This is a genomic window from Caballeronia sp. INML2 (genome assembly GCF_023631365.1).
Taxonomy (GTDB): Bacteria; Pseudomonadota; Gammaproteobacteria; order Burkholderiales; family Burkholderiaceae; genus Caballeronia; species Caballeronia turbans.
The window spans coordinates 1-19,514 of sequence record NZ_JALQDH010000064.1; the positions used below are offsets into that span (position 1 = coordinate 1).

At 61.7% G+C, this 19,514-nt stretch carries 13 protein-coding genes and 1 pseudogene; 4 read left to right on the forward strand and 10 right to left on the reverse strand.

Annotated elements, in window-relative coordinates; translation table 11 throughout:
• Positions 1-563 precede the first annotated feature (563 nt).
• The 5 genes from NCT32_RS22680 to NCT32_RS22700 all read right to left on the reverse strand — a co-directional run bounded on the left by NCT32_RS22680 (position 564) and on the right by NCT32_RS22700 (position 7,702).
• Complete coding sequence (locus tag NCT32_RS22680; protein WP_061121799.1) at positions 564-2,342, reverse strand: GGDEF domain-containing protein; 1,779 nt, start codon at positions 2,340-2,342, stop codon at positions 564-566.
• Positions 2,339-3,475, reverse strand: a complete 1,137-nt coding sequence (locus NCT32_RS22685; protein WP_086961656.1) for an extracellular solute-binding protein — start codon at positions 3,473-3,475, stop codon at positions 2,339-2,341. The genes NCT32_RS22680 and NCT32_RS22685 overlap by 4 nt, the downstream gene beginning before the upstream one ends.
• Positions 3,476-3,780: 305 nt before the next feature.
• Positions 3,781-4,512, reverse strand: a complete 732-nt coding sequence (locus NCT32_RS22690) for an OmpW/AlkL family protein (RefSeq protein ID WP_409219301.1) — start codon at positions 4,510-4,512, stop codon at positions 3,781-3,783.
• A 127-nt stretch (positions 4,513-4,639) separates the two neighbouring features.
• Positions 4,640-5,377, reverse strand: coding sequence for a TenA family transcriptional regulator (locus NCT32_RS22695; RefSeq protein WP_061121800.1), 738 nt, complete (start codon positions 5,375-5,377; stop codon positions 4,640-4,642).
• Positions 5,378-5,383: 6 nt separating this feature from the next.
• Positions 5,384-7,702, reverse strand: coding sequence for an EAL domain-containing protein (locus NCT32_RS22700; protein ID WP_061121801.1), 2,319 nt, complete (start codon positions 7,700-7,702; stop codon positions 5,384-5,386).
• 287 nt (positions 7,703-7,989) lie between these two features.
• Here NCT32_RS22700 and NCT32_RS37475 point away from each other — a divergent pair, with 287 nt between their 5' ends.
• The 4 genes from NCT32_RS37475 to NCT32_RS22720 all read left to right on the forward strand — a co-directional run bounded on the left by NCT32_RS37475 (position 7,990) and on the right by NCT32_RS22720 (position 12,119).
• A complete protein-coding gene (locus NCT32_RS37475) occupies positions 7,990-8,328 on the forward strand; it encodes a reverse transcriptase domain-containing protein (protein WP_250477656.1) in 339 nt (112 codons plus the stop codon).
• A 286-nt stretch (positions 8,329-8,614) separates the two neighbouring features.
• Entirely contained in the window at positions 8,615-8,881 is a 267-nt protein-coding gene (locus NCT32_RS22710) for a hypothetical protein (RefSeq protein WP_250490556.1), read from the forward strand.
• 304 nt (positions 8,882-9,185) lie between these two features.
• Positions 9,186-10,403 (forward strand): MFS transporter, encoded by a 1,218-nt coding sequence (locus NCT32_RS22715; protein ID WP_284508541.1) that lies wholly within the window; start codon positions 9,186-9,188, stop codon positions 10,401-10,403.
• A 162-nt stretch (positions 10,404-10,565) separates the two neighbouring features.
• The gene (locus tag NCT32_RS22720) at positions 10,566-12,119 is read left to right on the forward strand and encodes a methyl-accepting chemotaxis protein (RefSeq protein ID WP_250490558.1); all 1,554 of its coding nucleotides are present in this window, start codon (positions 10,566-10,568) and stop codon (positions 12,117-12,119) included.
• A 441-nt stretch (positions 12,120-12,560) separates the two neighbouring features.
• Here the strand turns inward: NCT32_RS22720 and NCT32_RS22725 are convergent, their stop codons facing one another.
• The 5 genes and pseudogenes from NCT32_RS22725 to NCT32_RS22745 all read right to left on the reverse strand — a co-directional run.
• Positions 12,561-14,003, reverse strand: a complete 1,443-nt coding sequence (locus NCT32_RS22725; RefSeq protein ID WP_061121805.1) for an MFS transporter — start codon at positions 14,001-14,003, stop codon at positions 12,561-12,563.
• Between the two features lie 52 nt (positions 14,004-14,055).
• The gene (locus tag NCT32_RS22730; RefSeq protein WP_061121806.1) at positions 14,056-16,017 is read right to left on the reverse strand and encodes an aconitase family protein; all 1,962 of its coding nucleotides are present in this window, start codon (positions 16,015-16,017) and stop codon (positions 14,056-14,058) included.
• 93 nt (positions 16,018-16,110) lie between these two features.
• Entirely contained in the window at positions 16,111-17,004 is an 894-nt protein-coding gene (locus tag NCT32_RS22735; RefSeq protein WP_061121807.1) for a LysR family transcriptional regulator, read from the reverse strand.
• 113 nt (positions 17,005-17,117) lie between these two features.
• On the reverse strand, positions 17,118-18,341 hold the full coding sequence (locus NCT32_RS22740) for a glutamine amidotransferase-related protein (RefSeq protein ID WP_061121808.1): 1,224 nt from the start codon (positions 18,339-18,341) through the stop codon (positions 17,118-17,120).
• A gap of 791 nt (positions 18,342-19,132) precedes the next feature.
• Positions 19,133-19,273: pseudogene (locus NCT32_RS22745) on the reverse strand (aldehyde dehydrogenase family protein); the annotation flags it as partial.
• Positions 19,274-19,514: the final 241 nt, after the last annotated feature.

The following is a 19,514-nucleotide window of genomic DNA, read 5'->3' on the forward strand; positions in this document are numbered from 1 at the left end:
TCTGGCAGCGATGCTAACCCGCGTCTGATTCCGCGCGCCAGGCCAGCCCCTGCCTCGCGGAGTCATACTGACTAATGGATCGGGCGATCGGCCAAAATCGTCTAGATGTAGCGCGGCGTTCGCTATGTTGCCACTGATCGCAGGCGCTTTTATCGCCATGACCGTGCGCTGTCGACTCCGTGCGAGTCTGCGCGTCCATCAGGGAAGGGGAATGCGTGACTTCTTCGAGACTTGCCTACACCGCAGGGGCAGCACGTGCGGTGTGATCTATTTACACAGGGAGGTTCAGTGACCGCCAATTGAACTCCCGCTGACCACGGTCGATCCCGGACGAACGCCGATGAGACCGTTTTACCGGCGCGAAGTCGGGCCGAGGCGCGAACGTTCGAACGCAGTTGCGGGTCCCGCTGCGGACCTGCGCAAGGCTCTTCGGTGAGTAGCCGCGGGGGCCCCCCAAGCACGCACATTAGGCCCCCCCCGGAAGTCATCGCGTACACGTTTCGGTCTTCAATTCGCGCCCGGATGTTCACGCGGGCGTTTCCACAGCGTCGAACTGCCGAGAACTAGGTCTCGTTGGTAAGCGTGTTCACATATGCGGTCTTGACATGCTGCTCCCCGGACAAGTCACCATAGCGTTGCCAGAATCCGCGCCCTTTCGACTTCGCGACATACATCGCGGTGTCTGCATTGAGAAGTAGATCGCGCGCGGAGATGCCGTCTTGTGGAAACTCGCTGATACCGACACTTGCGCCCACGACCACCTTTCTCCCGCTCACGGGAAGGTCGCTATCGAGTGCTCGCACAATGTCCGCAGCGAGATCCGCCGCCGAATCGGAGGAATACGCGCCTTCCACCAAAACGACGAATTCGTCGCCGCCCAGTCTCGCCACCGTATGTCCCTTCGAAAGCACTTGTTGCAGACGGCCCGCCACGGCCACGAGCACGGTGTCGCCGAATGAATGACCGAACTGGTCGTTGATCTGCTTGAAGCGGTCCAGATCGACGAACAGCACGGCGAGCCTCTCGCCGTTTGCGGTCGCGTCATGCACTGCCGTGTCGAGCTTTTGCATGAACAGCATGCGGTTGGGCAGGCCCGTGAGCACGTCGTGATTGGCCAGATGCGCGAGTTGATGCTGCTTGTCGTGAAGCGCATCCACCTGGGATTTGATTTCGCGCCGCATGTGGTCGAAACAGCGCGCGAGCATGCCGATCTCATCGGTGCGTTTGAGCGGCAATGCTTCGGTCGCGTTGTCGGCAAAGAAATGCGTGGCCGCATGGGTGAGTATCTGCAGCGGCCTCGTCAGCGCGCGCGCAAACAGGATGGCGAGCAGGAGCGCTGCCAAGCTCGAAAATAGGATCATTCGCACGATCTGATCGCCGAGCAAATTGGCGCCGGACAGCACGTCCGAGAGCGGCTTGCCGAGCCCGAGCACGATGAAGCGATTGCCCGCCGACGCGCCGAACGGCCGCCTCACGAATGCGAGCACCTCGTCGTGCGCCTGCTCTGGGTTGGCGAGTCCGTTGATCAGCACGCTGTTTGCCGTGCGCTCGAAGAGCGGCTTTGTCGCGGCGAAGCTGTCCTGCATGAACACGCGGCGCCCTTTGTCGAAGCCGAACGACTGCGAAGAATCGGGATGAACGAGGAAGTCGCCCCATTCGTTGGCGAGATACACCTCATAGTCGGCGGGCAAGTCGGTCCGCAGCAGTTTGAGCAGGACCGCGAGATCCACGTCGAGCACCACCACGCCTACGACGACGCCTGCGGGCGTGGCGATGGGCGCGGCGAGGCGCAGGATGGGCCTGCCTTCGGCGTAGTGCGCGCCGTGTTCGCGATTGATGGTGATCGGGCCGATATAGACGCGTCCGGGCGCCAATGCCAAGGTGTCGAAGACGTACGCGAACTGGCCTTTTTCCTGCAGGTTGCCTTCCCGGACCTCGACGATGCCGTGTCCGTCGCGATCGAATCGTATTCTTTCCAGCCCGAAACGATCGCGCGCAATGAGCCGTGCCTGAAGATACCCAGGATGATGGAGCATGAAGCTCGAGAAGACCTGTGCAAGCCGCGCCCGGTCCTCCTTCGTTTTCAGGTCGTTCGCCGATTGTGCGATGAGCGCCGAGGACGGCATGGTGGCGAGCACGAGCACGTCGGCAGCCATGTCGTCGATGGAAACCGAGAAGCGCTGGCCAAGCAGCTCCGTCGCAGTGAGAAGATTGCGCCCCGCCTCGCCGGCCAGCATTGTGCGATTGGCGCGATACGCGTAGTAGCCGGTCGAGCCCGACGCCAGCACGCCAATCAAAGCAAGCAGCAACGACAACTTCACCATCAGTCCTGGCCGCATCATCGAAAGCGCTCCGGCCGGTCGCCCGACACGATCCGGCTCCAGAGCGACTCGCGCTCCTCGATGTTTTCCACGGGCTGGATCCAGATGAGATGAGCGCTGTCGCTGCTGTGTTCAGGTGGAAGGATCAACGTGTTCGCCAGGCCCTGTCGCTGGGTGAGCAGGGCGCTCACGTCGGGTTCGAGCATGTAGTTGATCCAGGCTAGCGCGAGCGGCCGGTTCGTGGCCGATTGGGTCATGGCCCAGCAATCGAGCCAGGCGAGCGCACCCTCTTCGGGAATGACATAACCCACATCCGCACCGGCCTTGCGCAGCAAGGCGAGTTGCTGGGTACCGTAATTGCCGAACATGAGCGCGGCCTTGTGCTGGATGAAGTACGCCGTGGCTTCCTCGGGCACGGTGTAATAGGTGAGCAGGTTACGGCGCAAGTCGACCAGTTTTCGCGCGATCTCTCGCATCTGTCCGTCGGTGAGCTGGAACGGATGCGGGTAGCCGAGTGCCAGCGCCGCGAACGAAAAGTTGTGTTGCGCGCTGTTAAAGTCGAGCACCTTGCCCTGATAGCGTGGGTTCCAGAGCTCCTTCATGGAGCGAGGCGCAATGGGAATCTGCTTGCGATCGTAGATCAGTCCCATCGACGAATACGTGAACGGGATCGCGTAGATCTTGCCGTTCGCGGTGAGTCCGTCGATCGACGAGACCGCGCGAAACCGCGGCAATTGACGTTGCGTGTTGGGAAGCTCTCCCAGATTGAGCGGAGAGAGCAGATTCTCCAACGTATAGCGGTGTATCTCCGCGGTGTTGGCAGCCAGCACGTCGAACGGCGGCTTGCCGCCTGTGTGCATCTTGTCCGACAAAGCTTCGTCCGAGTCTACGAAGGTCACTTGGACGCGCGCGTTGAAGCGACTTTCGAACTTCTTCACGACGTCGTTGTCGGCATAACCCGGCCACGCGAGCACCCGCAGCACGTTTTCTTGGGCGAAGGTCGGCAGGCCACACAACGTCAGCGTGAAGAAAGTGAGCGCGGCAACGGGGGGGCGCGAAGAAAAACTGACGCGCCGAAATATGCGCTTCGCAATCTCGCATCCCCAAGAGAGCAGGATGCGTCTCCGATTGGGCGGTGAGGAACCAAGGCTCATTTGGTAGACCTTCGAACTGTGACCTGATGCGTCGTTCTAAAGCATCAAGCCCGGCTGGATTCGACAAGGCTGAATGCAACGGCATCCGATATCCTGAAACGGCTCCATTGCGTTAACGGTTTCGTGCAGGCGATCTTTAGCCGCGCCGGCTCGTCCGGACGTTTGCACCGCTCATTTACCGACTGTTGCCCAACCGATGCTGAGTTTCCGAGGGGCCTCTACGAGTCACTCCCGCCCGCACCACTTTGTACCGGAGTATTCGCCCCTACATTGCTGACATAGCCCATAGGCCTGCATTGGAAGACTCAGAACGTGTAGCCGACCGATAAAAACGTCACGATCGGATCCAATTTCAGCTTGGATTCGCTCTTGACTTGCCCCACGGCAGAATTCGTCGTGAGTGTTGCGCGTGCGGACAGCCACATGTACGACACGGAGAATGCCGCCGACCAGTGTTTGGTGAAGTTGTACGAAAGTCCAGCGTTCACAACAGGTGCGAACGAGTTGCTGATATGCACGCTCGTGGGCCCCGTCAATGCCGTGCCTGTCTGTGGCGAATAGAGGAACGCACCGTTGGCCATTTGCTGGCTCAGCTTTACGTCCGAGAACCACACATACGAGGCGCCCGCGCCGACATAAGGGCGGAACTTGCTCTGCGCGCTGAGGAAATAGTATTTGAGCAGTAGCGTCGGGCTCCACTCGCGGGCCGTACCCAGTTCGCCCAGCGGCCCGAGCGTGCCTTCGCCGTTGAGATGAAACTTCGGCGGTACGCCCGTCACCGCTTCGACCGCGATGTGGTCGGTGACGAAATACTGAAGGGTCAGTCCGAATGTATCTGCATCGCTTACTGACGCGCTTGCTCCTTGTTTCGTCACCGTCTGACCGAGCGCGGTGACGTTGAAGGGGCCACTCGAATCCTGCGGTGCGAAGTGCATCCAGCCGGCACTGACCTGGATATCGCCCGCCGACTGCGCGTTCGCGCACGTCACGCCCGCCATGCTCATTGTTGCGAGGGCCGCGCATGTAATGTGTTTCAGCATCATTTCTTCTCTTCTCGTTTCAGATTTCAATCGGTAACAGGCGAGCGCGTTCACATCGCCTCAGCCACCAGGCCCGAGGCGAAGTACGCACAAAAGAAAGCAAGTGAACCGGTAGTCTCTAAACCTACAGACAGCAGTCGAGGCTTACCTTGAAATACTCGTAGCTCATTTCGATGCTGCGCTTCACCGCGTGTACCTCGTCAACGCCGGGCGCGTTGCCGAGCAGTGTCGCGACGATCTCGAGCGCTTCCCACGGATGTGCGTCGTCATAGTGCGCGTGCAGACTGAGCCAGCGCATGGCCTTGCGGCGCATCGAGGTGGGGAAGCTGTTCGCGTAGGTGTCACTGCTGCAAACAAGCGTCGACCATTCGCCCGTGACGCCCTCGATTGCGAAGTTGGTTGCGGCGATGCTCGCGGCAAGCGGGTCCCCGCTGCTGCTCTTCCAGCACCAGTGCGAAAGTGCGTAGGCGAGGGAAGGGCCGCCGCCTTTCATCAATGCGCGCTTATTGACGTCGTGCGCGGCTGCCCAGTCGACCCAGTAGTCCGCGTGGTTTTGCTCGACGCGGATGTTGCGGGTCAAATAGCGCCGCGCCAGATCCTCGCCGCGAGAATGCCCGTAGCGCAGCTTCTGAAGATTCATCGCCATGTACTGCGGAAATTGCTCGACAACCGGCCAGCCGTTGACGAGAAATGCTTCGGCCTGCCGCGACGTCAGCCTTGCTTCGCGCATCGCGGCAAAGATGGGATGGCCGATGATGGTCTGCTTGGTCTGATTTGTTTCGGTCAGCACGTCGCCCAACCAGGCTGGGTAGCTGGCGATGTCCTTCAAGTCGCCAACCCGCTGAAAAGTGGGATCCAACATCTCCTCCTACGTCATTGCAAGAAATTCAACGTTCTGCGCCCAAAGAGCCGGTCGGCCCACATGGAACCCCTGAACGAAATCCACGCCCATCGTGCTTAATGCGCGCAGGATCGCTTCGTTCTCGACGTATTCCGCGATGGTCAGACGCCCCATCGAATGGCCGATGTCGTTGATCGCTGCCACCATGTCCTTGCTAACGGCATCTTTGAGCATGTCCTTGATGAATCCGCCGTCGATCTTGATGTAATCGACCGGCAGGTGCTTCAGATAGCCAAACGAAGACATGCCCGCGCCGAAGTCATCGAGCGAAAACTTGCAGCCGCGCTTCTTCAACGTGCGGATAAAACGCGCGGCGGCTGCGAGATTGGCGATCGCGGTGGTTTCGGTCACTTCGAAGCAGATGGACTCAGGGGCGATGGGGCTGAGTTCGAACTGTTCGGTCAGGAATTGGAGAAAGCGCTCGTCGCCGATCGAGGCACCCGACAGATTGATCGCGTATTGCACGCCCTCGGGATTGCCTATCCTGGCGAGCGTCGTGAACACGGCGCGCACAACCCAGCGGTCGATCGCGGACATTAGTCCGTACCGCTCGGCAGCGGGTAGAAAGGAGAAGGGCGATACGATCTTACCGCCGTCACCGACCATGCGCAGCAGCACCTCTACGTGACGCGGATGCTGCGCGGACTCGTCGATGCCGTCCGCCCGCTGAACCGCGCGGATCTCCTGTGCGTAGAGGCAGAAGCGATTGTTCGCCAACGCGTCCTTGATGCGACCGCACCATGACATGGCGCTCGCATGACGAGTGAGTTCCTTGTCGCCGCGCACGGCCAGATGCACGCGATCGCGCCCGCGCTCCTTGGCGAGATAGCAGGCGATATCGCCGAAGCGCATCGCCGTTTCCATGTCGAGCCCCCGCAAATCGACCAAGCCGATGCTCACGCTCGTCGACAACGTGTGTGTTTCGCACGACCACTGGAACGCGGCGACCTCCTGTCGTAGGCGCTCGGCAATGCCCGTCGCAGTTTGCTCGTCACAATCGGCCATGAGCGCGGCGAACTCATCGCCGCCCAGGCGCGCGACCGAATCCTCCTCGCGAAGACACTGCCTGAAGAGTGCCGCCACCTCGCGCAGCATCGTGTCGCCGGCCGCATGGCCGTACGTGTCATTTACCACCTTGAACTGGTCGAGGTCGAGCACCATCAGCATGCAGGGACGCTGTGTGCTTTTGACGTCCGATTGCGCATCGAGCGAGGCGGACAGACGTCGCTCGAACTCGGTACGATTGAGCAAGCCCGTCAAGCCATCGTGCGACGCCTGCCACGACAGATTCGAGACGTATTCGCGCTCACGGGTCATGTTCCGCAACAGCAGCACGGCACCCGTGATCGTGTCGGACGTATCGTGCACGACGGACGTGATCGCTTGCACAACGGTCTCTGTGCCTTCTCGGTTAGTCAGCACGAGATCGGTACTCGGGTCCCATGGCTCGGTGCCGCGCAGTGCCTGTTCGATCGGGTCAACGGGCCGCCGGTCCCATTCCCGTGCGATGGAGACAAGCGCAGTCAACTCGTGCTTCACGCAACTGCCTGCTTCACGACAGAAGAGGCGCTCTGCGGCGGGGTTAATGAACTCAACGAGGCCCGATGGCCCGACGGAGACGACGGCCTCGCCGATCGAGCCCAGCGTGGCTTTCGCGCGCGCCTCGCTTCGCCTCAACGCGTGCTCCGAGGCGAGTCGCGCGGTAATGAAGCGGCGTGCGTACCACACGGACAGTGAGACCAGGAGCGCCGCGACCACGACGTTGATGGCGAACAGTAACAATGCTGTTTTTCGGAATGCGGAGCCGAGCACGTCGGCGAATGCCCGCGAAATGGGTGCAATCGCCGAATTGATGTTCCAGATTTCGCCCGTCAAAAGCTCCACTTCGACCTGGCCGGACGCGCCAGTGAGCTTGGCGAGGCGCAGTTTTTGGGCGGTCGAGACGAGCTGATCAACGAGCGCATCGCCGCGTGTCCAATATGTCACCGCGTGTTCGAAGTAGCTGACGCGGCGGAAGGTCCGAAAGACCCAGATGACTGAGCTAACGTCAGCCGCGTCGACGCCGCTTTCGAGCAGTGCCATTCGAGCCGAGCCGAGATCGGGATAGGCACCTTCGAGCGCGAGTCGGGCACGCTTCAGATTAAGCGGGTAGGCGATCGCGCTTTCATACTGACGAAAGGAAGCTTCATCGCCGGTCTGCGCATAGCGGATGAGATATAAAACTGCGTCCTTCTGGCCCTTCGACCACGTGCTCTCACCACCGATATACGCGCGAACGGACGACATAATCGAGAGGCTCGTAGCGACAAGAGCCAGCAGCGAGGCAACGACTGCCAAAAAAGGCCACGTAGTCTTCAACAACTGTCGATTGGTCTTCGATGACGCTGGCATACCGAGCCTTGTTATCGGTTTCTCTGTGCATAGCGAAGAAAATACAGTCCCGCCGCAAAGACCGTCGAATTGTTTCGAACGATCGTGTTTTGCGGTGAGATGCTGTCGCTTCGATCTATAACGGCACGAGGAATATGAACTTGAGGCCCTATTCGAAAACCCTCGAGGGTCGAATAGTACTCGTGGTAGCCGCCATCAAAGCGTTTGATAATAAGAAAGAGTGGCAACCGTTGTTTTTATCGCATGAGGCAACCGAGTCGCGACAGAATGCGCTCGCGGCATTGCGGAGTAAGGTCGAGCGGAAGGACTCGTTTCCACACTTACCCCTGTACTTTCTCAAGCAAGACATCATGGAAGACATGACGCGTTGGACGCCGACTTCCGGCATTCCACAAGGGGCGGTTGTCAGCCCCCTGTTGGCAAATCCGTATCTGCACGAGCTTGACGTGGAAATGCGCCAGGCAGGGCTGGTCATGGTGCGTTACGCGGATGACGCCGTGGTGTTATCAGCCGGTGCCTGATAGCCCCAATTTACGACGACGAACTGAGGTGTGGGTATCGCGCCGAGCTATTCATCGGAGAGGATTCCGATGAGCCGCAACGCGTTGTGCTGTTCGGACGGCTTACGGGCGCATGAAGACGCTCTTTCCGCGCGTGACACGACGGCTCGCGCAGCGCGCCGGCACGCCAATCGATTCTGTTGCCTAGAGGGCCAGCTCTCGCGACACAGTCGACATGGCAAGCCCAGCCGCCGCCCGTGGCACGCCCATTGCGCATTAATGAGGCCAAAAAGGAAGGAGAATGGTCATGAGCAGCGATCGTCTGGAAGGACCGGGCAGCACCGATAAGCCGCTCGGCGATGCCGGCAGCGGAGCCAGCGGTGGTGGCTCGCTGGGCAACCAGCCAGGACCGGGCGCCGCCACAGGCGGTGATCCCGCCCAAGGAGTGCGTCAACCAACTTCCGGCGAGGCCGAACAGTCTCCTGCACAACACCGGTCGAAACAGGAAGTCTCACCTGAGTCGGGCAACAGTACCGAGTCGCCCCGCAGAGACGCCGCGCTCAAAAGAGAGTGACGATGACCGATCGCTTCGTCATGTTGGCATTGAAAAGGCTCGCGAACGGCTGCTTCCTTGTTAGGAGCGATCCATCGACATGACGAAGCCAGCGCGGCATCGTCTATTTCGATTCCGCCGGCGGCATCATCGTACGATGCACTGCTGCGTAACCCAGCGGCGCTCGCCGTTTGGCGATCACGACAACGCGTAACAGAACCTCTCGGACCAACGCGACAGGCGCGGCCGCTGCCTGACGGCTTCCAATCAAAACGCTTGAGATGAACATTCTCCATCAGCGAAGGAACGTGGTGTAACGCAATCGATGCACCCGACAAGCGTGATACGCACCAAAGGTTTCTTACCACTCTGGACGGCCGGAGCGGTCTCAACGTCGATGATGTGGCTGGAAATGCTTGCAGCGGCGCTGTTCACCTTCAAGGCGACCAATTCGGCAGTAGAAGTCGCGCTGGTCTCCGCGTGTCGAAGTCTCCCGCTGCTTTTGAGCGGCGCGGTCATGGGCGTCGTCGCCGATGCGATGGATCGCAAGAGAATAGTGCTGCTCGGATTGTTGCTGGCGAGCGCTTCGTCGGCGACAGTAGGAATCTTGTCTTTCCTCGGGGTTCTGTCGACATGGCACCTTTGCGCTGCCGCGCTCGTGAGCGGTGTCGTCTATGCCACCGAGATGCCTGCGCGTCGGCGCATGATCGCAGAGACAGCAGGTTCGGCGATGGCCTCTCGCGCGGTCGCTATCGACAGCATGACCAACTTCGCGACGCGATGCATTGGGCCTCTGCTTGGAGGCCTGATATACGGAGCACTCGGCGTCGCGACATCCTATTTTCTCTCCGCGACGGCGTCGCTTTGCGCCGCGGCGTGCACCTTTCGACTTTCGACCGTGCATGCGCCATCCGGGCGCCTCTCCCTGACGCGGTTCCGCGAGGACCTCAGGGAAGCGTGGCAATACGCGCTCGACAGTAAAACGATCATGGCGCTCTTGATCGTGACGACAATCACGAACTTATGCGGCTATAGCTATAACGTTCTACTGACACCGCTCGGAAGGGACACGTTCGACTTGTCGGCCACGATGATCGGCGTGCTTTCGTCGGCGGAGCCTGCGGGATCTTTTGTCGCGGGCGCGATCATCGGAGGCACTCGCCTGCGAGGGCGTTCCTTTGTCTGGTTGATAGCCGGATCGAGTGTGTTTTTCCTGGCTATTGCGATCGCTGGGTTCGCAAGTTCTTTCCGATGCTCGCTGGCTTCATTGCTCGTCATTCTCTTCATCGGCGGCTTTGGTAGCGCCGCCTACAACATACACCAGACGACTATCGTGATCGAGTCCGTGCCCGGCGTCATGCGCAGTCGTGTGTTCGGTCTGGTCACTGTCGGTATCGGATGCTGGCCGCTCGGAACGCTGCTAGCGGGCCTCTTTGCGACAATACTTGGACCGACGGGAGCCTTGATCGCGCTGGGCGTCACAGGTATCGCCGGCAACAGTGTCCTGACACTTCACGCGGTGAAGGAGAGGTCGCATCGGTAGAAGGGCGAAGGGTCGCTTGTGAGCCAACGCGTCCGCGGAAGGCATGCCGAAAAGCCGCGAAAGCACCATAAAGTAAAGCGAAGGCAGTCCGTAAACAGCATGAAAGCAACGGCTTTCCCATTGGGGAAACCCTTTCGCATCTGTCTACGGAGAATCACAACCATGAAGGTAGTCACCAAACTGGGCCTGGGCTTCGGCATCGTGCTGTCGATGTTGTTCGCGGTGCTCGCCTTCGGTCTCGTCAGCATGTCGCAAATCCAGGCCCGCTTCGATGAAGTCGTCGAAGTCAACAATGCGGAAGCGAAGCTCGCACACGCGCTGAGCCTGTCGGTGAGCGACCGGATGATCGCGCTGCGCAACATCGCGCTCCTGACAGATACCGCCGCAGTCGAGACGGAGAAAGCACGCATCCGCACGCAGGCGCAAGGCTATGCGCAGGCCTACGACGCACTCGGCACGCGCTTCAGGGAAAGCGACCACACCTCTGCAAGCGAGCGCGCCGTTTTCGACAAGCTGCGCGCGAACGAAGCGGCCGCAGCGCCGATCGTCGAAAAGGCGATCTCGCTTGCCGAAGCGCGCGAGCAACAGGCCGCGATTCGTGTGCTGATCGACGAGTTGCGACCCGTGCAGCGCGACTGGATGAGCACCACGAAGGACATGATCGCGCTGCAGGATGAACAGAACGATGTCGCCAACCGCGACGCCGACGCCGCCTACGCCCGCGCCAAGGCGATCATGCTCGCGCTCGGCGCGGCAGCCGTGCTCACCGGCATCGTGGCCGCGCTCGTCATCACGCGCGGTCTCACGCGCGCGCTCGGCGGCGAACCGGGCGAAGCGATGGCACTCGCCGCGCGCATCGCGCAAGGCAATCTGCGCGATGGGATCGCCGTCGACGGCCGCAGCCCCGACAGCCTGATGGTCTCGCTCGAAACGATGCGCGCGCGTCTGAACACGATCGTTCTCGGCATTCAGTCATCGAGCGTGGCGATCGCCGAAGCGGCCAGCGAGATCGCGCAAGGCACCGTCGATCTGTCGAAGCGCAGGGAGTCGCAGGCCGCATCGCTCGAGGAAACGGCGGCGAGCATGGAAGAACTCGCGAGCACCGTCGCGAAGAATGCCGACAACGCCGCCGAGGGCACGCACGCCGCGACGAAAGCTTGCGGCGACGCGACTCAGGGCGGCGACACGGTCAATAATGTGGTCGCGACCATGCGGAGCATCGCGCAGGCTTCGTCGCACATGGCCGACATCATCGGCGTGATCGAAGGCATCGCGTTTCAGACCAATATCCTCGCGCTCAATGCGGCAGTCGAGGCCGCGCGCGCGGGCGATCAGGGCCGCGGCTTCGCGGTCGTCGCCGGCGAAGTGCGCGCACTCGCGCAACGCAGCGCCGTGGCCGCCAAGGAGATCAAGACGCTCATCGACGATTCGAACGCGCGCGTGTCGAACGGCTCGGCGCTCGTCGAGCATGCGGGCGGCACGATCGAAGGGCTGGTCGCGTCCGTGAGTCGTGTGACGGCCATCATGAGCGAGGTGGCGGCGGCATCCGGCGAGCAGCGCATGGGCATCGATCAGGTGAACGTAGCCGTCGCGCAGATGGATGAGGTCACGCAGCAGAACGCGGCGCTTGTCGAACAGGCGTCAGCAGCCGCGCAATCGCTCGCCGAGCAGGCCGAAACGTTGCGTCAGGCGGTCGCGGTGTTTCAAGTCGAGTGAGCCGCGCGGTCCGAGTCGATCCTCGCCAAGCGCGAAGTTCTTGCTGATGCGTCGCGGCCGGCTACGCTGCGGCGCATAGGCAAACCCGAATGCACGGAGATTTGGGTTAATGATTCGGGCGTCAGTCAGCCACGCGTTCGATCGTGGCCTTGAACGCGTGGGCCTTTGCGAGAGCATCCAGACCCGAAACGAGCTTTCCCGGATTGACCAGCGACTTCGAGCGAGCGGTGGAGCTTGTGGTCGATGCGTTGAAGGCCGGTTATCAGCGCAAGGGGCAGTGACCGGCAACCGGTGCGACGGGCGAGCGCCGCCCGCCAAGGATGCCGGGCGCATCCATGGTCTAGCTTTACGCATGCCATATGGACGTCGAATCCAGTGTGACCTTCGGCGAGCTGCAGTTGCCAATTCACGCCTGCGGCGCCTGACGCACGCGAGACGCACTCAGTGCGAGATGCTTTCGAGCGATCTTCCGAGCGTGCGCGGCCCCATCAATCCGATGGACAGCATCACGAGCAGCATCGCGCCCGCGATGAAGCCGAACACGCCGGTCACGCCCGCTTCCTTGAGCACGAACGCGATCACGAACGAACTGAACACCGCCGATAGCCTGCTCCACGAATACACGAAGCCGACGGCGCGGGCGCGGATTGTCGTCGGATAGAGCTCCTGCTGATACGTGTGATAGGTAAAGGAGATGATATTTCCCGCGAGGGTGAGCAACACGCCGAGCGTGACGATCATCACCGCCGCTGATGCCTGACTGAACAGCAGGCCCGCGACGATGTTCACGCCCGCCATGAACACGATCACATGCTTGCGCTCGAAGCGATCGGCGATCCAGTATCCGAGCAAGGGTCCGATAGGCGCGGCGAGCCCGATCACAGTCGTATAGAGCAGGCTCGATGTAACCGTCACGCCCTGCCTGACGAGCAAGGTCGGTACCCAGTTCGCGAATCCGTAGAAGCCGACCGTCTGGAAGATATGAAAGACGATCAGCATCAGCGTGCGCTTGCGATATGGCGGCTTCCACATGTCCGCGAAGCCTGCCTTCCTCGCGATCGGGTCGGACGGGCCCGGCTCGGGCAAGGGCTTTCCGAACTGGAGCGAGACGTTGTCTTCGAGGCGGCGCAGGACTTTATCGGCTTCGTCGATTCTTCCCTTGCTTGCAAGCCAGCGGGGGCTTTCCGGAAGATTGCGCCGGAAATACCACACGAAGAGCGCGCTCACGCCTCCGGCCAATGCGACCCAGCGCCACCCGTCGAGGCCGAACGGCTCGTGCGGCACGAGCAGATACGAAAGAAACGCGACGACCGGCACGGCTGAAAAGCCGACCGCCTGGCACACCGCGAACGCCCTGCCGCGCAGATGCTTCGGCGCAAGCTCGGACAGGTAAGTCCCGATGGTCACGAGTTCCACGCCGATGCCCAGCCCCGACACGAAGCGCCAGAAATTGAGCCAGAGCGCCGTGTCCTGAAACGCCATCACGGTGTTCGCGGCGACGTACCAGAGCAGCGAATACGTGAAGATCGCGCGACGTCCATAGCGGTCCGCTAGAAAGCCGCAAGCGATCGTGCCGATGAAAAGCCCGCAGAACAACGCCGCTATGAAGCTCGCAACGCCCGTCGTGCCGAAGAGGCCCGCGGTAGTCGCGCTCAGGATGCCGCTCTTCACGAGACCCGGCGCGATATAGCCGGTGAAGAGCAGATCGTAGAGCTCGAAAAAGAAGCCGAGGCTCAAGAGAAAGACGAGCTTCCACACCGCGCGCGTCGCGGGAAGCCGGTCGATGCGCGCCGAGATGCCCGCTGTGTCCGCGATTGCGGGCGCATCCGATAGCGCGTGCCCGGCGGCGTCGTGCAGACCCGAGGTGCCCTGCATGATGGCCATTGTCGTCTCCTGTATGTATTTTGATGCCGCATCGTTGGCGGCTCGATCGTGCTCACTTCGTGAAGCGCTGCTGCAACTCCGCGAACGATGCGATGCGGCCCAGAAGCGCGCTCGCCGCGACCGTCGGCGGGCTTGCGAGCCACACCTTCCCCGGCCCGGACCGGCCCGGAAAATTTCGATTGATCGCGCTGATGGTGACTTGCGTTGCCTGTGTCGATGAACCCGGCCCGCAGTTCGCGCACGCGCCGCACGAGGGCTGAAGCAGAATCGCGCCGACGCGCTCGAACGCATCGACGTAGCCTTGCGCGACGCAATAGTCGCGCACGTCCTGCGTGCCGAACTGCAAATAGAGCTTCACATTATCGGGCACACGCAGGCCGCGCTTTGCCGCCCACGCGAGCACGTCGTGATAGTGATCGAAGTCCTCGCGCTTGCCCGCCGTGCATGAACCGCCGTAAGCGATATCGACGCATGGCCGGTCATCGAGTGCGGCAAGCGCGACGCCGTTGCCCGGATCGCCCGGTGCGGCGAGCATCGGCGAGAGACGCGCGCAATCGATCGCGATGACATCGGCGTAGCGGGCGCGTTCATCGCTCTTCATCCACGGCTCGACCGTGAAATCGATGCCGCGACGTTCCTTCAGGAAGCGCACGGTTTCATCGTCGGGTGCGACGATGCCGGTGAAGCCGCCGAGTTCGGCGGTCATGTTGGTGAGCGTCGTGCGCTCGTCCGTGGACAGGCTCGCGATGGCCATGCCCGCGAATTCGAACACCTTGCCGACACCCGCGCCCGCGCGGATGCGCGCATCGGCAAGCAGGTGAAGCACGATGTCCTTCGCCGTCACGCCCGGGGGAATCGGGCCATGCAGTTCGATACGCAACGATTGCGGCACGGTCATGCGCACCGCGCCGGTGACGAACGCGTTCGCCATGTCCGTCGTGCCGACGCCGAACGCGACGCAGCCCAGCGCGCCGCTATGCGGCGTATGCGAATCCGTTCCGACGACGACCTGTCCAGGCAACGCGTACCGCTCGGCCATCATGGCGTGCGAGATGCCTTCCGAGCCTTCGTCGATAGCGCTGTTCGCTTCGTTCAGATAGCCGTGATTGCGCACATCGTAATCGAGCGCGAAAGCGCGATGTGCCTCGGACAATTCGCGCACGTTCGGCAGCAGGCCGTTACGCACATGCAGGTCGCTGCGATGCGAATACGAAAGATGATCCTCGAACGCGAGCATGCTTTGCGAGTCGTGCAGCGTGAGCGGGCGTCCGAACGTCGCGTGCAGCATGTGCGCGGCCATGCCGGTGTAGTACTCGTGGATGAAACGCCAGTCGGCGCGCACGAAAATGCCGTTGCCCGGTTCCAGCGACGCGCTCGTCACATCGGTCGTCAAGGCATGGCGCGCGAGAATCTTTTCGACGAGCGTGCGCGGCGTATCGTCGTTCGATGGTTCGCCGACGCTCACTCGTTGCATGCGCAGCTTTCCATAGCGCAGCAAGCCGCCGCTCTTCAGGATCGCCGCCGCCAACGGATCGCGATCCGCGACGAGTTCGTCGATATCGATCGCCTCGCCGCGCCGGATGCGCTCGATCAATCCGAAGTCCGAAGACGTGAAAAGCCCGAGATTGTCCGCGTTCTGCCGATAGATTCGCTCGAAGCTGCGCGCAATCACGAGGCGAATCCCTGCGTGATATTCGGCGAGCGGGCTATGCTCGCGCGATGAACCCTTGCCGTAACGCGTGCCCGCCACGGTGACCTGAAATCCACCCGAACGCACGTCATCGATGCCAATCGGGTTGCGTCCACCCGCATGAAAGCCAACATACGGACATTGGCCGAGACGCTCGTCGAAACGCGTGAGCACATTGATCGGCGTGATTTCGTCGGTGGATACGTCGTCGCGCAGCGCGCCTGCTTCGTCGAGCGTCAGGTCTTCGCCCGCGAGTTGCCGTTCGACCCTCGCCGGGTCTGCGCAAAGAAACAAGATTCGCCCGCTTGGATCAAGATTGGCCATCGCATTCTCCTCCGATGCCAATCTAGCCGCACGCGCGCGCCTGCACCAAGTGCTCGTTCGGCACAGGGGGCGTCGCGAGACGCGACGTCCGTATTAACCCTCGAATTCGACGAGCGTATCGATGAGCGCCTGCACGGCTTTCAGGCGCGAGGACTTTCGCGGCGCATGCACCTGTAGCCGGCGGCCGCGTCCCCAGCTCTCGCGCAGCGGAACACGCACAAAGTTGCGCGAGCCCGCGAACGCAGAGGCCGCGCTCGTCGGCACGATGCCGATGCCGAGTCCCGCCTCGACCATACGGCATTGCGCGTCGAAGCTGTTGACGGTGACGGTCACGTTGAGCGGCACGCGTGCGGCATCGGCGTGCTCCTTCAACGTCTGATCGAGCGATCCGCCCGCCTGCAACGCGACGAGCGGAAAGCGCGTCACTTCGAGGAAGCTCAAGGCCTCTGCCTGCGCGAGCTCGTGACCGGGCGGCAGGACGACCATCAGCGGGTCCTCGGCGAAGTGCCACGAGTCGAGGCCGGCATGCACCTTTGTGCTCGCCGATATGCCCACGTCCGCGCGATCGTCGAGACAGGCGCGAATCACTTCATCGCTGATTTGTTCCGTCAACGCGATCTCGACGAGCGGATAGCGCGTCTTGAACAGCGTCAGGCGTTCGGGTAAAAAGCCCACGATCGCCGAGGCATTCGCATAGAGACGCACGACGCCCGCGATCTGGCCGCTCATCGACCGCACTTCGCGCGCCATGCCTTCGAGCTGGCCGTGAATGGAGCGCGCGCTCGCATAGGCATGCTGCCCCGCCTCGGTCAGTTGCACGCCCGAAGGCGAGCGAATCAAGAGCGCGACGCCGATGGCCGCTTCCAGATCCGCGATGCGCCTGCTCAACGCCGAGGGCGCAATGTGACTGCGGTTCGCGGCGCGTGCGATCGATCCTTCTTCGACGACCGAGATGAAGAGCTCGAGACTGTAGGGATCGATGCGCATGCGTGTGACAAAAGATGGCTAGTGGCGAAGTATGTCACGGGCCACACAAGAGCGAATTACTGCGTGGCATCGGGCGGGGATGTCGATGCCGCGTTGTTCGCGTCGGCGATCAGCTAAGTTTGAGCTTTTGGGTAACCGCCCGCTTGCGAAGCGGGCGCATACGCTTTTGAACGGCGCGCCGCCGCTTTTAGAAACCCGATCAGCAACGGATGCGGCGCGCCATCACGCGACGAAAGTTCGGGATACCCTTGCATGCCCGCAAAGAACGGATGCTTATCGGCCTCGATGGCAACGGCGATCGAGCCGCTCTCGTCGTGCGCGCTGACGGTCACGCCGAGCGACGCGAGCGGCGCTTCGAGCACCGGATTGAGCCTGTAGCGATGGTTGCAGAGAATGCTCGCCTGCGCGCCGAGCATGGCCGCGATACGCGATCCCGGCACGAGGCTTATTGGCCGCAAGCCTGAGCGATGCAACAACGCGCTATCCTCGCCGACAGGAATCGGCTCGAAGCTGGCGACGCGCGCATCGGCCTGCGCCTCCTTCATGCCGATCTCATCGCTCTTCAACGCGAGCCGCGCGATGGCCGTCGCCATTGACTGCATGCCGAGACACAAACCCACAACCGGAATCGACGCCAGCCAGCCGAAACGCGCGGCCTCGATCTGTCCCGCCACGCGCGCCATGTCCGCGCCGCCCGGCAATAGAATGCCGTGTGCATCGGCTAGCAAAGTTTCTGTGTTGTCGCGGTCGATGTCCTGCGCCGCGATGAAGCGCACGTCGAGATCGAAGCCGAGCGCATCGGCGGCGTCACCGAGGGCGGCGAGCGTCGCGGGGTATTGCTGATGCTGGTCGCACTCCCGGCCTATCAGCGCAATCGTCATGGACGGCCCGCTCGCGCGCGATGCGGCGTCTTCCGTGGATCGCCATCTTCCATAGCGATCCCGATGCGCTTGCAATACCACGCCCGAACCATCTTCGACGAGCTGTGCGCTATCGGCTTCATGAACGACGCGCAACATCTCCACGTCTTCGGTGCATTGCGTAGGAAACGCGTCGAACGATTGCACGAGCAGCACGATATCGCGCGTGCGCGCCAACGCAAAAATCTCATGGCATGGTTCGGCAGTGTCGGGCAGGCCCGTGCGCGTGCGCCAGATCAGACCGCTCGCGACTAACCGCCCATCTGCTGTGACGTGCCGATGCGCATCGGGAAACCGCTGTTCGTCGAAATGCACGCCCTCGCAGCGGAGTTCGGCATTCAAAGTCCGGGCGAACAGCGCGGGAAGGGCGCCGAATTGCGCCGGCTCGGGGGTAGCGTCTTCGATGAGATAGAGCATGGAAGGCCATCCGATAAAAAGAAAAACCCGCGACACGGCACACGTGTCGCGGGCATGGCGTCTGGTGCTTCGGCGCTTCGGACCGCGGCGACAGCGGGTGTGAACGCCGCACACGCGGTCTCGATGCGCCGGCACGCGTCGCGCAGCGTGGGCATCGGACCAGCATACGCGATCCGCACATGGTTCTCCACGCCGAACGCGCTGCCGTGCACCACGCCGACATGCGCCGCTTCCAGCAGATTAGTCGGCGAAGTCGAGATCGGTAGCGATGACATCGCTAGAAGGCGCAGTAGCACCTATCGCGCCCGAGCAGTCCACGAAGGCGTATGACGCGCCAACGGGTGCATCGCAACGCAGGCCGGCATGACCCTGCGTGTCTTCGGTCCGATGGCAGCGCGCAGATCGTCAGAGCAGGCCCGGTCACCGACGAAGTAACTGTGCTGCGCGTGTTGATGAAAAAGCAAAAACAAAGCAGTCGATCTATAATTTTACATAAACCTAAGCTAACCATTGTTCTGTAGTGGTCCTAGCTTAAATTACATATCAATCTTTCTGGAGTTGCTCCCAGTCTTGCGCACGCATCTCGCGCCTTAGCCGACGCTCATCGGCCATCGGCGGCGCGGCTCCAGCGTACGGCTTCGCTGTCGTTGCAATGGGTTGCGGTCGAACTTCCGCTCCTCGGCACGGCGAACGAGTCATGACGACCCACTACGGACGGTCGGAATGGGCGCCATCCAAACGACCGGTTCCAGAGTACAACAGTCATTTCTTTCCTGTCTGGGAGGACCGGCTAGCCCACCCTCGCAACCGTTCTTGAGCGTCGCGTAGTCGTCGAGGTCATAACGCGAGCCTTCCCGCCCGTAGCCTGACTCTTTGACCCCGCCAAACGGCGCGGCCTCGCTCGATACAACACCCTCGTTCGCGCCCACGATCCTTCTGGTCTCCTGGCCTGTGGGATCCGGGATGCATGACTGACCGTTTTTGGGGGCAGGCGCGCCGCGTAATGCCTTTCGCATGCCGTGTTGACTCGGTGGTCTGGACTTGCCGAGGTGGCTGCCGAGTTCGCCTCGGACAAGACAGATACCGGATCTCTAGTGTCCCGAGTTGAAAATTCATTGAATGATGGCGATTGCGTACTAGAGTGTCTGTATGTCACTTGATGCGAGGCGGCAA

Coding starts and splice junctions, on each gene's coding strand:
- NCT32_RS22740 (WP_061121808.1), bottom strand. CDS start 18,341: ATGCTCTATCTCATCGAAGACGCTACCCCCGAGCCGGCGCAATTCGGC.
- NCT32_RS22720 (WP_250490558.1), top strand. CDS start 10,566: ATGAAGGTAGTCACCAAACTGGGCCTGGGCTTCGGCATCGTGCTGTCG.
- NCT32_RS22700 (WP_061121801.1), bottom strand. CDS start 7,702: ATGTCGTCCGTTCGCGCGTATATCGGTGGTGAGAGCACGTGGTCGAAG.
- NCT32_RS22680 (WP_061121799.1), bottom strand. CDS start 2,342: ATGATGCGGCCAGGACTGATGGTGAAGTTGTCGTTGCTGCTTGCTTTG.
- NCT32_RS22695 (WP_061121800.1), bottom strand. CDS start 5,377: ATGTTGGATCCCACTTTTCAGCGGGTTGGCGACTTGAAGGACATCGCC.
- NCT32_RS22730 (WP_061121806.1), bottom strand. CDS start 16,017: ATGGCCAATCTTGATCCAAGCGGGCGAATCTTGTTTCTTTGCGCAGAC.
- NCT32_RS22725 (WP_061121805.1), bottom strand. CDS start 14,003: ATGGCCATCATGCAGGGCACCTCGGGTCTGCACGACGCCGCCGGGCAC.
- NCT32_RS22735 (WP_061121807.1), bottom strand. CDS start 17,004: ATGCGCATCGATCCCTACAGTCTCGAGCTCTTCATCTCGGTCGTCGAA.
- NCT32_RS22685 (WP_086961656.1), bottom strand. CDS start 3,475: ATGAGCCTTGGTTCCTCACCGCCCAATCGGAGACGCATCCTGCTCTCT.
- NCT32_RS22715 (WP_284508541.1), top strand. CDS start 9,186: ATGCACCCGACAAGCGTGATACGCACCAAAGGTTTCTTACCACTCTGG.
- NCT32_RS22710 (WP_250490556.1), top strand. CDS start 8,615: ATGAGCAGCGATCGTCTGGAAGGACCGGGCAGCACCGATAAGCCGCTC.